The following is a 19,785-nucleotide window of genomic DNA, read 5'->3' as shown; positions in this document are numbered from 1 at the left end:
GGAGGTGCTAGTCATGCGTTTGAAGGATGTCCGGGTGGGATTTGCCGTTACCGGTTCCCATTGTACGCTTGACGAAGTGATGGTTGAGGTGGAAAATATAGTAAGGGAAGGTGCTATTGTTTACCCCATCATCAGCACAATGGTAGATAGCACTGATACCAGGTACGGCCCGGCTCAAAAGTGGAAAGATATGTTGGAAAAAATAACCGGTCGTGCGCCTATAAACAGTATTACCGGCGCTGAACCCATCGGGCCCGGTAAGCTTCTTGATGTGCTGGTGGTGGCGCCATGTACAGGAAATACGCTGGCCAAGCTGGCTAACGGTATTACCGATGGGCCAGTGTTAATGGCCATTAAAGCTCACCTGCGTAACCAGCGTCCGGTTGTACTCGCTATATCGACCAATGATGGTCTGGGTATGAATGCCAAAAACCTGGGTTTGCTGTTAAATACGAAGAATATTTATCTGGTTCCCTTTGGTCAGGATAATCCTGTGGAGAAACCCAACTCCCTGAAAGCAAGGATGGATCTTATTATCGATACGATTCTTTTAGCGCTGGAGGGAAAGCAAATACAGCCCGTACTCGTAAATGTATCGCAGGTCCGGTGAGAGATGCAAATTTAAGGAAATTTCCAGGTAACGGCGGGCCCGTACCATGAATCTGTCGGGCCGGTTTTTTGATTTTAGTATGGACGTGCCATTTAGTGGTTCCATAACTATTTACATCCAGAAACAAAGTAATATTTTGAGAGGAGGATTTTTTCTTTGTATAACGTAGTAGTTGTAGGTGCTTCCGGTGCGGTGGGACAGGAAATCTTAAAGGTGCTGGAGGAAAGAAATTTTCCCGTCGGGGAACTGAGACTTTGTGCAACCAGTCGTTCAGCCGGAAAGCAAATGGTTTTCCGGGGCAAGGTCTATACAGTTCAGGAAACCAGTATTGATTCTTTTGAAGGGATGGATATTGCCCTTTTTGCCGGGGGAGCGGCCAGTAAAGAGTTTGGCCCGGCAGCTGTGGAACGTGGTTGCGTGGTTATTGATAACAGCAGTAACTTCCGGCTTGATCCAAAAGTTCCCCTGGTGGTACCGGAAGTTAATCCTGAAGATGTGAAATGGCATCAGGGAATTATTGCTAACCCGAATTGTTCCACCATTATTATGGTGATTCCTTTAAAGGCAATTAAAGATGTGGCGGGGATTAAACGGGTGGTTGTATCTACTTACCAGGCTGTTTCAGGTGCAGGAAAAGAGGCCATTGATGAGCTAACTGCCCAGACACGGGCTGTTTTAGACGGTCAGGATTATCCGCCCAAAGTTTTTCCCTACCAGATAGCATTTAACCTCATTCCCCACATTGATGTATTTCAAGAGATGGACTATACTAAAGAAGAATGGAAAATGGTTAAAGAAACCCGGAAGATTCTCCATGATGACCAGCTGGCAATAACGGCAACTACAGTGCGGGTTCCGGTTTACCGCAGCCATTCCGAATCCATCAATATTGAAACTGTGGAAAAGTTAACTGCCCGGAAAGCTAAAGAGGTACTGGCCAGTTTTCCAGGTATAGTTGTTCTGGATGATCCCGCCCGGAAAGAATATCCCATGCCACTTTTCTGTTCCCAGCGGGATGAAGTGTTTGTGGGTCGTATCCGGGAGGATAACTCCGTGGAACGTGGGCTTAACCTCTGGGTCGTGGCTGACCAGCTGCGCAAGGGTGCAGCCACCAATGCAGTTCAGATTGCTGAATTATTAATTAAATACCGCTGTCTACGGGGAGGCAATAGGTAGTAAATGAAGTTTTTAGTCCAGAAATTTGGCGGTACCTCTGTAGCTACATCGCAAGGGCGGGAGATGGTAGCTACCAAGGTGGTGGCAGCGAAGGAAGAAGGTTATATCCCGGTAGTGGTTGTATCTGCTATGGGGCGTAACGGTGATCCTTATGCTACGGATACCCTGATCAATATGGTAAAGCAGGTGAACCGCAATATTAGTTTGCGGGAATTGGATTTATTAATGTCCTGTGGGGAAATTATTTCGGGAGTGGTAATGGTAGCTACCCTGGAAAAAATGGGACACCCGGCAATTTTTCTTACCGGTGCCCAGGCCGGCATTATTACCGATAACCATTTCACAGAAGCAAGAATTCTTCGCGTTAAACCCGAGGCTGTCTTAAAGCATGCCCGGGAGGGTAAGATAGTGGTGGTGGCCGGCTTTCAGGGAATCAGTGAAGAAGGTGAAATTACCACTCTTGGTCGGGGAGGGAGCGATACTACCGCAGCCGCACTGGGAGTGGCTCTTAATGCCGAATATGTTGACATTTATACCGATGTAGAGGGAATAATGACTGCTGATCCCCGCATTGTAAGCGATGCGGTGACCAGGGAAGTGGTTACCTATGATGAAATATGCCAGCTGGCCCAGGAAGGGGCCAAGGTGGTGCATCCAAGGGCAGTGGAAATAGTGAAACAGAAAAATATTCCCCTGCGCGTGAAATCTACTTTTAGCGATGCTCCGGGTACGCTGGTGACCAGTTCCGGGGAAGTATATAAAGGAACCATTGATATAACCAGGGACCGTACAATTACCGGTATCACCCAGATTCCCAATATAGTACAATTTAAAGTAAACACAAGTGCGGGTCCGGAGGGATTAAAAGAACAGCGTCGTCTCTTTAAAGGGCTCGCCCTGGCGGGAATTAGCCTGGATTTTATTAATGTTTATCCCGATCAGGTAGTATTTACTGTTAAGGAGGAGGTAGCCGGGAAAGCTGCCCAGGTGCTGGAAAATACGGGTTTTATCGCCGAGGTAATACCAGGCTGTGCCAAAGTGGCGGCCGTAGGTGCCGGTATGACCGGTGTTCCCGGGGTAATGGCATCAATTGTGGACGCTCTGGCCAGGGAAAATATACCCATTTTGCAGTCCAGCGATTCCCATACAACCATCTGGGTACTGGTCAGACAGGAGGACATGGAAAAGGCTGTGCAGGCACTACACCGTGAATTTATCAATGGTGCCAGGTAGGGTTTATATCGGCAGGCCTTAAGCCTTAAAACGGAAGAAGGAAGGTGAATATTTTGGCCGTTGATTTTGGGCGTGTGCTCACCGCTATGGTGACGCCCTTTGGCAAGGATCTGGCGGTGGATTATCAGCAAGCCAGGAAGCTGGCCCGTTATCTGGTGCAATCTGGTTCCGACGGGTTGGTGGTATGCGGAACTACCGGTGAGTCGCCTACACTGACAAGGGACGAAAAAATTGAACTTTTTCGGGTGGTGGTAGAAGAGGTTGGCGGGCAGGCCACGGTAATTGCTGGAACCGGGAGTTATAATACTGCTGAGAGTATAACCCTTACCCAGATGGCTGAAAAGGTAGGGGTAGATGGTGTAATGCTGGTAGCGCCATATTATAACAAGCCGTCCCAGGATGGGCTTTATGAACATTTTAAAGCTGTGGCCAGCAATACCAACCTTCCGGTTATGCTGTATAATATTCCCGGCCGGACGGGGGTTAACATTCTTCCCGCAACGGTGGTACGTTTGGCACAGATCGAGAACATTGTAGCTATTAAAGAGGCATCCGGCAACCTGGACCAGGTAAGTGAATTGCGCAGATCCCTGCCTGATGACTTTGCCATTTACAGCGGGGATGATTCCCTGACCCTTCCCATGATGGCATTGGGGGCCAGGGGCGTGGTTAGCGTTTGCTCCCACGTTGTGGGTCCGCGAATCAAGGAGATGGTTAATGCTTTTACTGCTGGGAACACTACTCTGGCCACACAAATTCACCTGGAGCTTTTCCCGTTATTTAAAACTATGTTCATTACTACCAACCCGGTACCTGTAAAAACAGCCCTGAATTTGTTGGGTTATCAGGTGGGGGCGCCCCGTTTACCCCTGGTTGAGGCTACGGTTCAAGAAAAGGAAGCCGTTAAAAATGTACTGGCTGGCTTAAACTTAATTTAACTTAAAGGTGGATAGAAATGGAAACTGCCCGGAGGCGGCCAGCATGAAAAAGGTGGGCCGCCTTTGCTGCTGTTGGATAATTTTGGGGAATAAAAGCCCCATTTTTTTATCGGGGTAATAGAGCTATGGCTTTCTGGCCAATATTTTATTAGGCCCTGTTCTGGCAACCCTTGTCTTGCGGGAGGGGATCCAGTATAATAGCTTGGGGATTCAATTAAGCACTGAGTGATTTAAAACTGAAAAACGGAATATTTTCCCCGCCTTCTCCTGTTTTTTCTCACCGGTATATTTTGCTTGATCATGTTTTTTGAAAAACAGGTTAGGAGGTGCGTGTTTGGCCAAGGAACCGAAATTGGCGTTAATCCCCCTGGGGGGACTTGGTGAGATCGGGAAAAACATGATGGCGGTGAGATTCGGGGAAAATATTCTGGTTATAGACTGCGGTTTGATGTTTCCAGAGGAAGAGATGTTGGGGATCGATGTGGTGATCCCCGATATCACTTATCTTCTGGAAAATAAAGATGCTGTGCGCGGTATAGTGCTTACCCACGGACACGAGGATCATATCGGTGCCCTGCCTTATGTACTGAAGCAGTTGAACGTGCCCATTTATGGAACCCGGCTTACCCTCGGCCTGCTTCAGGGTAAGCTTAAGGAGCAGGGGGTGGCCGGCGAGGCAAGTATGCATGTGGTTAAACCCCGGGATACAGTGACGATCGGCCCTTTTAAAGTGGAGTTTATCCGGGTTTCACATAGTATTCCCGATGCTGTTGCTGTGGCTGTTCATACACCAGTAGGGGTAATTGTGCATACCGGTGATTTTAAAATCGATCAGACTCCAGTGGATGGAGAAGTAACGGATTTTTACCGGTTTGCCCAGTTAGGTGAACGAGGCGTTCTGGTATTGCTATCGGACAGTACCAATGTGGAGCGCCCGGGTTATACCATGTCGGAACGGATGGTTGGGGCCACCTTTGATGATATTTTCAGGCAGGCTAGAGAGCGCATTATTATAGCTACCTTTGCTTCCAACGTGCACCGCTTGCAACAGGCCATTACCACTGCCTACCGTTATGATCGTAAGGTGGCAATAATTGGTCGAAGCATGATAAATGTAGCCAATATTGCTCACGAACTGGGTTACCTGCATGTTCCTGAAGGAACCCTCGTGGAGCTGGAAGAAGCTAACCGTTTACCCAAGAATAAAGTGGTATTTTTGTGCACGGGAAGCCAGGGTGAACCTATGTCGGCCCTGACAAGGATGGCCCTGGGGGACCACCGTCAGGTGGAAATTCTCCCCGGTGATACCATCATAATTTCCGCCACCCCTATTCCGGGGAATGAAAAGCTGGTGGCACGGATTATCGACCAGCTGTTCAAGCAGGGTGCCCATGTAATTTATGAGGCAGTTTCAGGTACCCATGTGAGTGGTCACCCCAGCCAGGAAGAACTCAAGTTGATGATCAACCTGGTTAAGCCGCGGTTTTTTGTACCGGTTCATGGTGAGTACCGGATGTTAATCAAGCATGCGGAACTTGCACGCAGCATGGGTATTCCGGCAGAAAATATTTTCGTGGCAGAAAACGGCCAGGTACTGGAGTTTACCCGTCGTTCCGGTCGTATTGCCGGGCGGGTAACGGCAGGGCGCGTACTGGTGGACGGCCTGGGCGTTGGAGATGTGGGTAACATTGTACTGCGGGACCGCAGGCAGCTTTCCCAGGACGGGATCCTGATCGTAGTGGTAACCATTAGTCGGGAACTCGGTCAGGTTATGGCCGGCCCGGATATTGTATCCAGGGGCTTTGTTTATGTTCGTGAGTCAGAACAGTTGATGGAGGAAGCCCGGGAGAGAGTGAAGGAGGCCCTGGAGAAATGCAACGATCGGGGTCTTTCAGAATGGGCGGCTATTAAAGCTCAGGTTAGGGACGTTCTGGGTAAGTTCCTCTATGAAAAAACAAGGAGAAGGCCAATGATACTGCCCATCATCATGGAAGTATGACACCGTCTTTACCAGGGGCCGGGGAGTCAGAAAATGGCTCTCCGGCTGTTTTATTTGTCGCTGTTTCTTTTGATACGGGTAGTAACCCGTTTATTTTTCTTCATGTATTTTATCTGTAACATAAACCATACTAGAAATGAAAAAAGAATGAGGGGATGGGTTGCATGTTTGATGATTACTATAGTATTTGGGGACATGAAGGGGAATTCCCCCACACCCCACCTCAGGCTCCTCCGGGAGAACCCGACAAAGCTCCTCAGCAAGATCCCCGTAATCCCGGCAATTCCCCGGTACCCCAGCGGGTACAGGGACGCCCGAAAGAAAGCATGGAATCCATTAAAGAACTGGGGACGAGTCCTGTTCCTGAGGTAAAGAGCAATATACATTGTTTAACTATAGTCGGCCAGATTGAAGGCCACCTGGTGCTGCCTCCTCAAAATAAGACTACCAAATACGAGCATGTGATACCCCAGCTGGTAGCCCTGGAGCAGAGCCCGGAAGTAGAAGGGGTACTGGTGGTTTTGAATACAGTGGGGGGAGATGTGGAGGCCGGCCTGGCTATTGCTGAGATGATTGCCAGCTTGTCCAAACCCACAGTATCTATTGTACTGGGTGGAGGGCACAGCATCGGGGTGCCGATAGCCGTTGCTGCCCGCTATAGTTTTATTGCCGAAACGGCCAGCATGACCATTCATCCCATTCGTTTAAATGGCCTGGTAATAGGTGTGCCTCAAACCTATGAGTATCTCGATAAAATGCAGGACCGGGTGGTACGTTTTGTGACGCAGCATTCCCGGATCAGTGAAGCTGCTTTTCGCGATCTTATGTTCCGTACGGGGGAGCTGGCCAGGGATATTGGCACCGTTCTCATCGGGAGAGAGGCAGTGGAAAAAGGCCTGATTGATGAGGTAGGAGGTGTCGGGCAGGCAGTAAATAAGCTTAAGTCTATGATTGAAGAGTATAAACTACGAAACGGGGTGCCGGTGCAGTGATTTTGTATACACCCATGCAGCTGGAACTGGTTTTTGATGGCCTGGAGGAGATGCAGCATGTTCCTGTCAGGGAGGTGAAAGTGGGGGGCGTACCTGTATTGGTACAGGATACCGGGCCAGGGGAAGGTAAGGTGGTACGCCTGTTAAGTACTGATCCCAGGGATTATTTAAGGAGCGATCTTTGCCCGGGTGCAGTCGTAAAGTTATACCAATGTACCAGCAAAGAGGGATATTATGCGTGACGGCCGGTATCCGGTCGTTACGCCAATATACTTATCAAATAAATTTCTTAAAGTATAAAATAAAATAATTAGCTGGTATGTATTTTCCCCGTATGCTATAATTGTATAGCTGGCGTTATAGACCTGTAAACATAAGTATACGGGGTGATCCGGTTGGGAGTGTTCGAAGCTATTGTACTGGGTATTGTTCAGGGGGTAGGAGAATTTTTACCCATTTCCAGCTCGGCACACCTGGTACTTGTTCCCTGGCTGATGGGGTGGCAGTATGCAGGATTAACCTTTGATGTGGCATTACATATGGGAACCCTTCTGGCAGTGGTGGCTTTTTTCTGGAGGGACTGGTTGATTTTACTTCATGATGGGTTATTAAGGCAAAAAACTATTGAAGGGCGTTTATTCTGGTACCTGGTGGTTGCCACTGTTCCAGGCGCAGCAATTGGTTACTTGTTTGAGGAGCAGGCAGAAACCGTTTTCCGGGAGCCGCTGCTTATAGGGGTTATGCTCATTGTGATGGGAATAATTCTTTATCTGGCCGATAGCCGGTCACCGGCCTATAAGAAATTGGATGAAATTGGTCTGGGGGAAAGCATCTGGATCGGTCTTTCCCAGGCTCTGGCAATTATTCCCGGGGTTTCCCGTTCTGGCATAACCATGGCCGTTGGTCGCATGACCGGTCTGGACCGGGAGACAGCGGCGCGCTTTTCATTTCTTATGTCCACACCAATAATTTTTGGTGCCGGGATAATGCAGTTGCCCAAGCTAACACTTGCTGACCTGAATCTGCCCTTTTTAACAGGGGTTATTGTGTCGGCAGTTGTGGGCTTTCTTTCAATTAAATTCCTTTTACGCTTTTTAACCCAGCATAGCTTCAAGATTTTTATCTGGTACCGCATGATTTTAGGATTGGCGGTTATTTTCCTGGCTCTTGCCGGGGGCAGGTAGGATTAAGGTAGGGGTAGTTATGACCGAGTTCAGGCCCGTTAAAACCAAACGCACTTCCGAAAGTATTCTGGAACAAATCAAAAAGCTAATCATAGAAGGCCAGCTGGCACCCGGTGATAAGTTGCTTACGGAAAGGGAGCTTTCCGAGCGCTTGCAGGTTAGCCGCGCTTCGGTGAGGGAGGTCCTGTCGGCCTTGAATTTGGCAGGTATTCTGGAAATAAAGCATGGGGAAGGTATTTATATCAAGAGGCCGGGGCCTGATTCCATTATAGAACCATTAACCTTTATTTTGCTCCTGGAAAAGGATAAGCTGCAGAACATCCTGGAGGTACGCAAAGCTCTGGAAGTAGAGGCGGCCGGCCTGGCTGCAGAGAGATGCCCGCCGGAACTGCTGGAGGAATTGAAAAAAGTGGTACAGGAAATGGAAGAGGACCTCCCAGCAGGAAAGAAGGCGGAACAGCTGGACCTTAGCTTTCATCTCACCCTGGCCCAGGCCAGCCAGAACCCCCTGTTGAGCCGTTTAATGAATACGGTCCAGGAAATCATTGGTCAGACCCTGAAGGTAACACGAGCACTATGGCTTTCCGCTACATCAGGTACTACCCGCAGGTTGTTTGAGGAGCACCGTGATATTTACCTGGCTGTGGCTGCACGGGATAGGGCCCGGGCCAGGGAGTTAATGTACCGTCACCTGTGGAAGGTGGAGGTTGAACTGGCGCGGATCAACATGAACAAAAAACATAATTGATTCTAACACCGGCAGGCCCGGTGTTTTTTTACGTATTTTATTAAAATTAAATTCTAATTTTTTTGCTTTAAGGGAAACTTTTTTTTGCGAAAATTATATATTCCGGAAGGATTTTGATACCCGGTATAGAATGATTTAAGTGGTCAGGCCACCAGATAATATTTTGGTCTAGCACTACATTTGGTATGATGTCACCTTATTCTGTTGTCTTAACCTCATTATTTTTCTGAGTCAGGAGGTGTGCCATGAATATTGTTGTTCTCATTAAACAGGTGCCGGGAACGGATAATGTAAAAATGGATCCAAAAACTGGTACCATGATCCGCACCGGTAAGGATAATATCATCAACCCCCTGGACGAAAATGCGCTGGAAGAAGCCTTGCGGCTGAAGCGGAGCTTGAAAAATGTAACCGTCACGGTCATCAGCATGGGTCCGGAATCGGCGATGAAGGCCATAAAGGAAGCAATTGCCATGGGTGCCGATGGCGGCATACTTTTATCGGGGCGTGCTTTTGCTGGTTCAGACACCATAGCCACAGCGCGGGCCCTTTCCAGTGCCATTAGGAAACTGTGGCCGGTGGATCTGATCCTGTGCGGTGAACGGGCCACCGATGGTGAAACCGGTCAAACCGGGGCCATGGTTGCCGCCATGCTGGACATTCCCGTACAGACCTATGTGCAGAAACTGGAAGTGGGGGACGGTATCATTACGGTAGAAAGGCTGGTGGAGGGAGGCTTTGAGCGCATTCAAGTAAAAATACCGGCCCTGGTTACAGTTGTCAAGGGGATCAACCAGCCCGGCTTTCCAACTCTGGCTGGAAAACTGCGGGCTAAGGAAGTGCAGGTGCCCATCTGGGGTCCTGAGGATGTGGGACTGGTGCCGGATGAGATTGGTTTGAAAGGCTCCCCTACACGGGTGGTTAAAATCTTTAGCCCCAAACTTTCCCGGGATACAATTATGTACCACCACGATAATACAGGAAGGGCTGTTAGTGAGTTAGTTAACTTCCTTAGTGCTCGTGAAATTATTGTATAAGGGGGTGCGGGTTATGGATGTGAAGGAGTATCGGGGTGTAATGGTTCTCGGGGAACAAAGGAATGGATCCATTCACCGGGTGACCTTTGAACTTTTAAACCGGGGACGTTCCCTGGCGGACAAACTGGGTGTTGAGCTGTCCTGTGCTATACTCGGGGACCGGGTGGACGATTTGGGAGAAGTGATCCTGCGGGGAGCAGATAAAGTTTTTCATGTTTGCAGCCAGGACCTGGCTACTTTTCTTCCCGGACCTTACACCAGGGCACTGGTGCAATTGATTCAGGAAGAAAAACCCGAAATTGTCATTGCTGCAGCCACCACCACCGGCCGTACGGTAATGCCCCTGGTGGCAGCCCGTTTGGGAACCGGATTGACGGCGGATTGTACTTATCTGGATATTGACCCGGGGGAGAGGATTCTGTTGCAAACCAGGCCGGCCATTGGGGGCAATATCATGGCCACCATCAAGACGCCCTTTACCCGGCCCCAGATGGCTACGGTACGGCCCCGTTCGACCCGGCCGGCACCCCGGGACGAATCCCGGACCGGCGAGATAGCTGTGAAGAATTATGGCGATATGCTGGTTTCTCTAACCGAGCGTTTCCTGGAATTTATGGCTGATCCGAGCCAGGAGGTTAATATACAGGATGCCGATATTATTGTATCCGGTGGAAAGGGATTGAAGAACCGGGAAGGATTTAAACTGGTGGAAGATCTGGCCCGGGTGCTGGGTGCCGGTGTAGGTGCAACCCGGGATGCGGTAGAATTGGGCTGGATTTCTTATTCCCACCAGATCGGTTTGAGCGGGAAGACCGTTTCACCCAAGCTTTATATAGCTGTGGGTATTTCCGGTAAGGTGCAGCATCTGGCCGGTATGCAAACCTCGGAAACTATAGTGGCTATTAATAAAGATCCCGATGCACAAATCTTCCAGGTGGCTGATTTTGGAATTGTTGGTGATGCCTTTGAAGTGGTTCCGGAGTTAATTAACACGCTGAAAAAATTGAAGGCCGGCGCCTGAGCAGAAGGGAGGGCTTTTGAGGTAGATGCGCTACAATCGGATTACCACCGGAATTATCGATGAGCTTAAGTCAATAGTCGGGGAAGCCAATGTAATTGTGGATCCTGAAAAAATGGAAGTCTACGGCAGGGATGAAGTCTCCGAGGCTATGTGGCAGCACATGCCCGAAGTGGTGGTGAAACCAGAAAATGCCCGGCAAATTTCCGAAATTATGAAACTGGCCAACAGGGAACTGGTGCCGGTTACCCCCCGGGGGGCAGGAACGGGTCTGGCTGCCGGGGCGGTACCTGTGCTGGGTGGAATAGTTCTGTCCCTGGAGCGGATGAACAGAATCCTGGAAGTGGATAAGGAAAATCTCTTCATGGTTACCGAGCCCGGGGTGACCACCGGTGAGGTGCAGCGTACCGCCCGGGCCGAGGGATACCTTTATGCCGGCGATCCCTGCAGTGCCGATAGTTCTTTTATTGGTGGTAATGTAGCCACCAATGCCGGGGGCAACAAGGCGGTGAAGTACGGTACCACTTCCCGGCACATTTACGGGGTGGAAGTGGTTTTGCCCAATGGGGACATAGTTACCCTTGGCGGGAAATGTGTGAAAAACGTTACGGGTTATGATCTGGTGCATCTGATGGTCGGTTCCGAGGGGACACTGGGTATTGTTACCAAAGTTTATCTCAAGCTTATGCCCCTGCCCCAGTATGTGGCAGACCTGCTGGTTCCCTTTGATGACGTTGAGAAAGCCATCAATATCGTTCCGGTTATTATGACCCACGGGGGAATTATTCCCACCTGCCTGGAGTTTATGGATAGCCTGTCCATCAAAGCAGCCGAGCTGTATCTGAACCAGCAACTGCCCTATGGCGATGCCGCTGCCTATGTAATCGTAGAGGTGGACGGCAATTCAGAACGCCAGGTGCAGGAAGATTATGAAACCATCGGTAAGCTATGCCTGGAAAATGGCGGGCTGGAGGTTTTTGTAGCCGACAACAAATCCACTCAGGAGCGCATCTGGAAGGCCCGTCGTTGTTATGCTGAGGCCCTGCGCATGATCAGCCCGGTTTACTGTATGGAAGATATTGTCGTTCCGGTCAGTCAGATTCCCCGGGCACTGGAGGCCATCAACCGGATAGCGGAAAAGTACCAGATCAAAATTCCCTGCTGCGGTCATGCCGGGGATGGTAACATTCATGCCACTTTGTTGCGGGAGAACCGGGATGAACATAGCTGGCATGAGGTTAAGGAAAAGGTGCTGGAAGAGATGTACCGGGTGGTGTATGACCTGGGTGGTAACCTGTCCGGAGAGCACGGCATTGGAGCTAAACGGAAGGATGCTATGGCCCGGTTCATGGATCCCGTACAGCTCAACATGATTCGTTCCATTAAGAAGGCGTTGGATCCCAATCTAATTTTGAACCCCGGCAAGGTAGTGGATGTGTTTTAGAAACGGGGCAGTGGGGGCTGCACGGCTCCGGCCCCCACGGTCACTTTTTTAAAAATTTCGTGCGATTTTAAAAAAATGTTGGTAGGAGCAGGATTTTTTGTGACCTGAGCGAATACAGATCCTGTGGTCAGGCCATCCCTACATTAGAATATCGGAAGGTGGTGGGATTTATAAGGACTGATAATTAACATTATTTCTTTAAGTTGAGTTTTGGGACTAATCACTTTCTTGTAAAATTTTTGAGCCCGGTTCTGGTAGCCAACCAATGCAGAAAGAATAATATGAAATTCTATTTCAGTTCCAGGCTATAGCAAATTTATAATTAAGGAGGATCCAAGCCATGACGTGGACACAGGCAATTAACCCCCTGGGCAACCTGGGTCTTTCTGCTCTGGTAGATGCCCTGCCCATCATTTTCCTTTTCTGCGCCCTGGCTTTATGGCGAATGAAGGGTCATATTGCCGGCCTGATCACCCTGGCTCTGGCTCTGGTGCTGGCTGTGGGCGTTCATGGAATGCCCTTGAACATGGCGTTACTAACTACTGTTTATGGTGTGATGATGGGTCTTTTCCCCATTGGCTGGATTGTAATTACGGCGGTATTCCTGTATAACCTTACTGTAAAAACAGGCCATTTTGAGGTTATCAAGGATTCCATTGCTTCCATTACCGAAGACCGCCGTCTGCAGGCGCTATTGATTGCTTTCTCCTTTGGTGCCTTCCTGGAAGGAGCCGCGGGTTTTGGTACTCCCGTGGCCATTACTGCAGCCATGCTGGCTGGCCTGGGTTTTAACCCGCTGTATGCAGCTGGTATCTGTTTGATTGCCAACACTGCCCCGGTGGCTTTTGGTGGGATCGGTATTCCTATCATAACTGCCGGTGCGGTAACCGGCATCGACGCCATGGCTATCAGCCAGATGGTTGGACGCCAGCTACCTTTCCTTTCCGTTTTTGTACCCTTCTGGCTGGTCTTTATAATGGCCGGGTGGAGGGGAGCTATAGAGGTTATGCCTGCCATCCTGGTCAGCGGCGTCTCTTTTGCGTTAGCCCAGTGGTTCTCTTCCAACTACATGACTCCCATGCTGCCGGACATCCTGTCCTCACTGGTTTCCATTGTCGCCCTGGTGTTGCTGCTCCGGGTATGGAAACCGAAATCGGTCTGGCGTTTTGCCGATGAGCCTCAAGCTACTTTAAAGGTGAGAAAGCATTCCCCGGGGGCCGTATTGAAGGCCTGGTCGCCCTTTATCGTATTGACGGTACTGATTAGCGACTGGGGTCTCCAGTCCGTCAAGGCTGTTCTGGATAAAGTCAGTATCAAGATCGTGTTTAGCGGACTGGACCAGGCCATCATAGCCGGCGATAAGCCCCTGTCCGTAGTCTATAATTTCAACTGGCTATCTGCCGGTGGTACGGCCATTCTTATTGCAGCCATCATCAGTGCTATGATCCTGCGGGTCAGTGTCGGCCAGTTTATGGAAGTGTTTGCAAAAACTATAAAGGATCTGCGCTTTGCTCTATTAACTATCGCTGCGGTATTGGGCTTCGCTTATGTGGCCAACTGGTCCGGAATGACCCCCACTCTAGGGAAGGCCTTTACGGTTACCGGTGCGTTCTTCCCCTTTGTAGCTCCCATCCTGGGCTGGCTGGGTGTTTTTGTCACCGGTAGTGATACCTCGTCCAACGCTTTGTTCTGCAAGATGCAGCAGGTTACGGCCGAACAGATTGGGGTCAACCCTGTGCTTACCGTAGCCGCCAACAGCAGCGGTGGTGTGGCGGCCAAGATGATCTCACCCCAGAGTATTGCCGTAGGTGCAGCTTCCACGGGTTTGGTCGGCCGGGAAGGGGAATTGTTCCGTTTCACCGTCGGTCACAGTATCTTCTTTACCCTGATCATCTGTATAATTACCTTGCTGCAGGCCTATGTTTTCGAATGGATGATACCCGCCATGGCCAGAGCTGCTGAAGCTGCTGCCTCAACCAGCGTGACTTCCGGCGGTGGGGTAACCATCCTGCTGCTAACGGCACTGTTTATCCTGGTGCTGGGGTTAATTGCTTCCCGGCAGAAGGGCAACTTGAGCTTTAATGGTCGCCGGAGTGCATAATCCTGAAGTGCATGGAAGGACTCTAAAAGTATTCCCGGCCGGATGACTCCATCCGGCCGGGATCCGCAAGGGAAAGGAAGGAGCAGTACGTGGCTTTGAAAAGTGCGCTTTTGCCAGGTGTCAACCAGGATTTGGAACATCTGTATGCGACATTTGTAGTTAGGGCCCGGGCTTTAGGGACTGAGGTTCACCGGGTCCGTGATATGTCTGAGGCCAGGGATTTGATTGGCAGGTTAATTAAGGAAATGGGCGCAAAAAAGGTTGCCCTATCCGAATCACCTCTTTTTAGTTATGCTGATCTTGGTAAAGCGGTTGCCGGATGCAGGGCGGAGGTTATTAAGGGTAACCCCCGGGAGGTAGCTGAAACGGCAGACCTGGGCATTTCGTCCTTTGAAATGGCAGTTGCCGAGACCGGAACCCTGGTGCAGGATGCCACTGATATCAACCGGCGGCTGGTATCCATGTTACCTCCCGTTCACCTGGCCCTGGTACCCACCGGGTGTCTGGTGGCTACTCTAAAAGAAGCAATCAACAACCTGGCGGCCAGGGGACAGGTTCCCGGTTACGTTGCCTTTGTTTCAGGACCCAGCCGCACTGCCGATATCGAGCGCGTCCTCACCATCGGTGTGCACGGGCCGGGCAGGTTGGCAGTTATTTTTATTGACGAAGGGGGAGATGTCGTTGTCTAAGGCAACTCTGCGGCAGGCGACCCGGGAAGCCCTGGCCAATACAAGCGTCAGATCGGCTTTAACCCGGTTTGCCGATAGTTATGTTATCTCCCGGGAACAGGTATATCAGCATAAAAATTTTGAAGAGTTGCGCCGGGAGGTAGCCAGGATTAAGCAGGAAACGGCAGAACACCTGGAAGAACTGGCCGCTCAGTTTACCCGCGAAGCTACCCGCCGCGGCGCCACTGTTTTTCGGGCTACCACTGCCGGTGAGGCCCGGGAATATATTGCTCGCCTGGCCAGATCCAAAGGTATCAAAACCATTGTCAAGTCCAAGTCCATGGCCAGTGAGGAAATTCACCTGAATGATCATTTAAAGGAACAGGATCTGGATGTTGTGGAGACAGATCTGGGTGAATGGATCATCCAGCTTGCTCGCCAGCGGCCATCTCATATGGTTATGCCGGCTATTCATATGAGCCGGAACGAGGTGGCTGAAGTCTTTAGAAGGGAAATAAAACAGGCGGTGGAACCGGAAATATCTTCTATGGTCCAGCTGGCCCGCAGGGAATTGCGGCGGAAATTCCTGTCCTCCTGGATGGGTATTTCCGGGGCCAATATTGCCGTGGCTGAGACAGGCACCATTGTCATGGTCACCAATGAAGGTAACGGGCGTCTGACCACCACCCTGCCTCCGGTTCATGTAATCATCGTCGGCCTGGAGAAACTGGTGCCCCGCTTTAAAGACATCGTGCCCATACTGGAAGTGCTGCCGCGCAGCGCCACGGGCCAGCACATAACTTCTTATGTGACCATGATTACCGGTGCCGTGCCTGCCATAGATCCTGAGGGTAAATACCATGAACAAAAAGAACTGCATATTATCCTTATGGATAACGGGCGTACCAGGATGGCCGCCGATCCCGTCTTCAAAGAAGCGATGCAGTGTGTGCGCTGTGCTGCCTGTTTAAATGTGTGTCCTGTTTACCAGCAATTAGGAGGAGTTTTTGGTGACGTTTATACCGGGGTTATAGGTACCCTGCTCACTGCCTTCTTCACCAACCCGGAAAAAGCGCAGGTATTACAAAATCTGTGTATTGATTGCGGGCGTTGCCGGGATTACTGTTCGGGCAACATTAATCTTCCGGCTTTAATTGGCGAGCTCAGAAGGCGAACGGTGGAGAGTAAAGGAGCAGGGTATACTGAAAAGGTAATATTTGATAAAATTTTACCCAGGCGCAGGTTATTCCATAGATTTTTAAAAACAGCCTCCCAACTACAAAAACCTTTTGTCCGGGCAGGGAAAATCAGGCATTTACCCCTGTTCTTTTCCGGTTTAACCAGCGGGCGCACTTTACCTGCCCTTGCCTATGTTCCTTTCCGGGATCTGATCACTACCCTGCCCCGCCCAAAGAAAAAAAATGGTCGTGTAGCCCTCTTTTCAGGTTGCCTGATTGATTTTGTTTATCCCGGTATTGGAAAGGCGGTGGCCGGGGTTCTGGCAGCCATGGGATTTGAGCTGGTTCACCCGGAAGATCAGACCTGTTGTGGTTTCCCGGCCAAACAGGTCGGTTTAATGGACAATTTTGCTGAACTGGCCCGCCAAAATGTTGCGGCCTTTATGGATATAGATGCTGAGCATATACTTACCGCCTGCCCTACCTGTGCGGAAGCGTTAAAGTTCCTGTACCCGGAGATACTGGCCGGTGATAGGGAATGGAGCCAGCGGGCCAGGGAAATGGCGCAAAAAGTGGTGGAATTTTCCTCTTTCGTATATGCTAATAGAAAAGAACTAATCCCACAGCTGGTTCCTTTCCGGCATAAGGTTACTTATCATGACTCCTGCCACCTCAAACGCTACCTGCGGGTTACCATGGAGCCGCGCCAGTTGCTTAAAGATGCCGGTGCTGACCTGGTGGAAATGAGCCGGCCGGACGTGTGTTGTGGTTTTGGGGGATCTTTTACTCTCAAATTCCCCGAACTCTCCAATTCCATCCTGGACCGCAAGCTGGAATCCTTGCTGGAAACTGGTGCTGAAATACTGGCCCTGGACTGCCCCGGCTGCCGCTTGCAGATTGAAGGTGGTTTGGATTGCCGTAATTTGCCGGTTAAGGTTATGCATACGGCCGAGGTGCTTGCCCGTTGCCTTGCCAGTGACGGCCGGGTGCAATAAAGTTACTTTCTACGGGACTCCGGGATTTTCCGGAGTCTTTGTATTGTAACTGGCTGACTTTACTTGAGCGGTACTGGCCGTTTGAATACAGGAGCCTTCATCGTTTCGTCTGGTGGTAATATATAGTATTATTGTAGTGCACTCCCAAATAGTTATGGTATAATTATGTACGAAGATGGAGGCTGGTTGGAGTGAAAGTAAGGACGGCCGGAGACCTGCAAAAATATGAAATTCTCGGTATTGGTTTGCTCTGTCTGGCCCTTTTAGCTTTGATCAGCCTGGTCAATCCTGCTGTTGGGCTGGTTAGCCGGGGAGTCGAACGATTACTGAGGTCTGTTGCCGGTATGGGGGGATATTTTTTCCCCCTCCTGCTCGCTTTTTGGGGTTTGAGATTAATTCAGGGGAAGACAGTTAAAAAAGGGCTCGCCCGGCGCTTATATGGAAGTGCCCTGCTCCTGGTGGTTGCTCTTACTTTATTGCACATGTTGATTTCCGGGGAAAATTCCCTGCAGGCCGGCCTGGCCGGGGAGGGCGGTGGCCTGATCGGAGCCGTTTGTTTATTCCTGCTGGAGCGTTCATTTGGCCTGGTGGGAACCTGGATTATCCTGGCTACGTTAATTATAATGGGAGCACTTTTGAGCTGTAATATTTCTTTGCATGCCTTTCTTGCCGGCCTGGCAGGTGTTCTGAGAAGTTTATATGAACGTATTGGTGGTTTCTTATTTATAGAAGGGGAAGAAGAAGTGGAAGAGCCTGAACCGGGGCCGGTAATCATCGATCAGGGCGGGTCCCCGGCTCGGGAAGAAGCAGCATCGCAGGTAACTGAAGAGAAGAACCGGGATAATGCAGTTAAAAGCGGGTCGCCCAGGGTTTTACGTTTTGCCCCTCCTGCCACATCTTCTTCTGACGTGAGAGATGAAGAAGTGGCTATTTCAGGTGTTTCACCGGCTTACCAGTTTCCTCCTCTAAGCCTGCTTGCCAGGCCACTGAGGAACAGGGGGATCAAGAACAACAGGGATATTACGGAAAATATCCGTATTTTAGAGGAAACCCTGAACAGTTTTGGAGTCAAGGCCAGGGTTATTCAGGTTTCCCGTGGGCCCGCCATTACCCGTTATGAAATTCAGCCTTCGGCGGGGATTAAAGTTAGCCGTATAGTCAGCCTGGCCGATGATATTGCTCTGTCTATGGCTGCTCCGGACGTGCGCATTGAGGCACCTATTCCGGGTAAAGCAGCTATAGGAATTGAAGTGCCCAACCGGGAAATTTCCATGGTTTATTTAAGGGAGTTACTGGAAACACCCGATTTCCAGGAAGCATCCTCCCGGCTTACTGTCGCCCTGGGTAAGGATATTGCGGGCAACCCGGTAGTGGCCGACCTGGCCCGTATGCCCCATCTGCTTATTGCCGGTGCAACAGGTTCCGGTAAGAGCGTTTGTTTGAATACCATTATTGCCAGCATTCTTTTTAAGGCCACTCCGGAGGAGGTTAAATTTTTAATTATCGATCCCAAGATGGTGGAACTGGCTACCTACAACGGCATTCCCCACCTTGTGTCTCCCGTGGTTACGGATCCCAAGAAAGCAGCTACCTCCCTGCGCTGGGCCGTCAAAGAGATGGAGCACCGTTATGAATTATTTGCCGCTGTTGGGGTAAGGGACATCAGCCGTTACAATGAATTCTGTCGCAGCAACCGGGAAATTAACGGAGAGGTCCGGTTACCCCTTCCGTTAATTGTAATAATAATTGATGAACTGGCTGATTTGATGATGGTAGCACCTGCTGATGTGGAAGACGCGGTTTGCCGCCTGGCCCAGATGGCCCGGGCTGCAGGTATCCACCTGGTGGTAGCTACCCAGCGTCCTTCCGTGGATGTTATTACAGGTTTGATTAAAGCCAATATTCCATCCAGGATTTCCTTTGCTGTGTCCTCCCAGATTGATTCCCGGACCATTCTGGACATGGCGGGAGCGGAAAAACTATTAGGAAAAGGTGATATGCTCTTTTTCCCGGTGGAGGCACCCAAGCCCATCCGGGTGCAGGGGGCTTATCTGTCAGATGAAGAAGTGGAGGCACTGGTTTCTTTTCTGAAAAAGCAGGCTGGCCCTCATTTCGAAACGGAGCTTGTTCAGGAAGAAAGTCGAGGTGAACAGGAAGAGGAGCTGGAAGATGAGTTATTGCCCCGGGCCGTAGAAATTTTCGTGGAAACAGGTCACGCTTCCATTTCCCTGCTGCAAAGGCGTCTGAGGGTGGGATACGCCCGGGCAGCCCGTCTGATGGATATAATGGAAAGAAAGGGCATTGTAGGAGGATATGAGGGGAGTAAACCCCGCTCCGTACTGATAACACCGGAACAGTTCAAGCAGACTTTCAAAAAAAGATAGATTAAAAGAATAAAGAAAAAAGGAAACAGCAATTAAGCGTAGAAATCACTGTGTTGGATTTTAGACCGGTCCAATCATTA

General features: G+C 50.2%; 16 protein-coding genes. All 16 read left to right on the top strand.

Annotation, left to right across the window (positions count from 1 at the left end; translation table 11 throughout):
• Positions 1–13: 13 nt before the first annotated feature.
• The 16 genes from BR83_RS0100495 (at position 14) to BR83_RS0100415 (ending at position 19,705) form a co-directional block, all read left to right on the top strand.
• Complete coding sequence (locus tag BR83_RS0100495) at positions 14–610, top strand: dipicolinate synthase subunit B (protein WP_027355431.1); 597 nt, start codon at positions 14–16, stop codon at positions 608–610.
• A 156-nt stretch (positions 611–766) separates the two neighbouring features.
• Positions 767–1,786, top strand: a complete 1,020-nt coding sequence (locus BR83_RS0100490; protein ID WP_027355430.1) for an aspartate-semialdehyde dehydrogenase — start codon at positions 767–769, stop codon at positions 1,784–1,786.
• A gap of 3 nt (positions 1,787–1,789) precedes the next feature.
• On the top strand, positions 1,790–3,019 hold the full coding sequence (gene dapG / locus BR83_RS0100485) for an aspartate kinase (RefSeq protein WP_027355429.1): 1,230 nt from the start codon (positions 1,790–1,792) through the stop codon (positions 3,017–3,019).
• A gap of 53 nt (positions 3,020–3,072) precedes the next feature.
• The gene (dapA, locus tag BR83_RS0100480; protein ID WP_027355428.1) at positions 3,073–3,957 is read left to right on the top strand and encodes a 4-hydroxy-tetrahydrodipicolinate synthase; all 885 of its coding nucleotides are present in this window, start codon (positions 3,073–3,075) and stop codon (positions 3,955–3,957) included.
• Positions 3,958–4,291: 334 nt separating this feature from the next.
• The gene (locus BR83_RS0100470) at positions 4,292–5,956 is read left to right on the top strand and encodes a ribonuclease J (protein WP_027355427.1); all 1,665 of its coding nucleotides are present in this window, start codon (positions 4,292–4,294) and stop codon (positions 5,954–5,956) included.
• Between the two features lie 164 nt (positions 5,957–6,120).
• Positions 6,121–6,948 carry a ClpP family protease gene (locus BR83_RS0100465; RefSeq protein ID WP_051617701.1) on the top strand — a complete coding sequence of 276 codons (828 nt, stop codon included), beginning with the start codon at positions 6,121–6,123 and terminating at the stop codon, positions 6,946–6,948.
• Positions 6,945–7,190, top strand: a complete 246-nt coding sequence (locus BR83_RS0100460) for a YlzJ-like family protein (RefSeq protein ID WP_027355425.1) — start codon at positions 6,945–6,947, stop codon at positions 7,188–7,190. The genes BR83_RS0100465 and BR83_RS0100460 overlap by 4 nt, the downstream gene beginning before the upstream one ends.
• 153 nt (positions 7,191–7,343) lie before the next feature.
• Complete coding sequence (gene uppP / locus BR83_RS0100455) at positions 7,344–8,132, top strand: undecaprenyl-diphosphatase UppP (protein ID WP_027355424.1); 789 nt, start codon at positions 7,344–7,346, stop codon at positions 8,130–8,132.
• Positions 8,133–8,151: 19 nt separating this feature from the next.
• Entirely contained in the window at positions 8,152–8,880 is a 729-nt protein-coding gene (locus BR83_RS0100450; RefSeq protein ID WP_027355423.1) for a FadR/GntR family transcriptional regulator, read from the top strand.
• A 245-nt stretch (positions 8,881–9,125) separates the two neighbouring features.
• Positions 9,126–9,917: an electron transfer flavoprotein subunit beta/FixA family protein gene (locus BR83_RS0100445; RefSeq protein WP_027355422.1), complete on the top strand. Its 792-nt coding sequence runs from the start codon at positions 9,126–9,128 to the stop codon at positions 9,915–9,917.
• Between the two features lie 13 nt (positions 9,918–9,930).
• Positions 9,931–10,938, top strand: a complete 1,008-nt coding sequence (locus BR83_RS0100440; protein ID WP_034634165.1) for an electron transfer flavoprotein subunit alpha/FixB family protein — start codon at positions 9,931–9,933, stop codon at positions 10,936–10,938.
• 25 nt (positions 10,939–10,963) lie between these two features.
• Positions 10,964–12,379 carry an FAD-binding oxidoreductase gene (locus BR83_RS0100435; RefSeq protein WP_027355420.1) on the top strand — a complete coding sequence of 472 codons (1,416 nt, stop codon included), beginning with the start codon at positions 10,964–10,966 and terminating at the stop codon, positions 12,377–12,379.
• A 340-nt stretch (positions 12,380–12,719) separates the two neighbouring features.
• Positions 12,720–14,480 (top strand): L-lactate permease, encoded by a 1,761-nt coding sequence (locus BR83_RS0100430; RefSeq protein WP_027355419.1) that lies wholly within the window; start codon positions 12,720–12,722, stop codon positions 14,478–14,480.
• 89 nt (positions 14,481–14,569) lie between these two features.
• Positions 14,570–15,169, top strand: coding sequence for a LutC/YkgG family protein (locus tag BR83_RS0100425; RefSeq protein ID WP_084327016.1), 600 nt, complete (start codon positions 14,570–14,572; stop codon positions 15,167–15,169).
• Entirely contained in the window at positions 15,162–17,321 is a 2,160-nt protein-coding gene (gene ldhH / locus BR83_RS0100420) for an L-lactate dehydrogenase (quinone) large subunit LdhH (RefSeq protein WP_027355417.1), read from the top strand. The genes BR83_RS0100425 and ldhH overlap by 8 nt, the downstream gene beginning before the upstream one ends.
• 191 nt (positions 17,322–17,512) lie before the next feature.
• On the top strand, positions 17,513–19,705 hold the full coding sequence (locus BR83_RS0100415) for a DNA translocase FtsK (protein WP_027355416.1): 2,193 nt from the start codon (positions 17,513–17,515) through the stop codon (positions 19,703–19,705).
• Positions 19,706–19,785: the final 80 nt, after the last annotated feature.

Source organism: Desulfofundulus thermocisternus DSM 10259, assembly GCF_000686645.1.
Classification (GTDB): Bacteria; Bacillota; Desulfotomaculia; order Desulfotomaculales; family Desulfovirgulaceae; genus Desulfofundulus; species Desulfofundulus australicus.
Note: the sequence above shows the minus strand (reverse complement) of the source record. Positions and strands in the feature narration are given on the sequence as shown.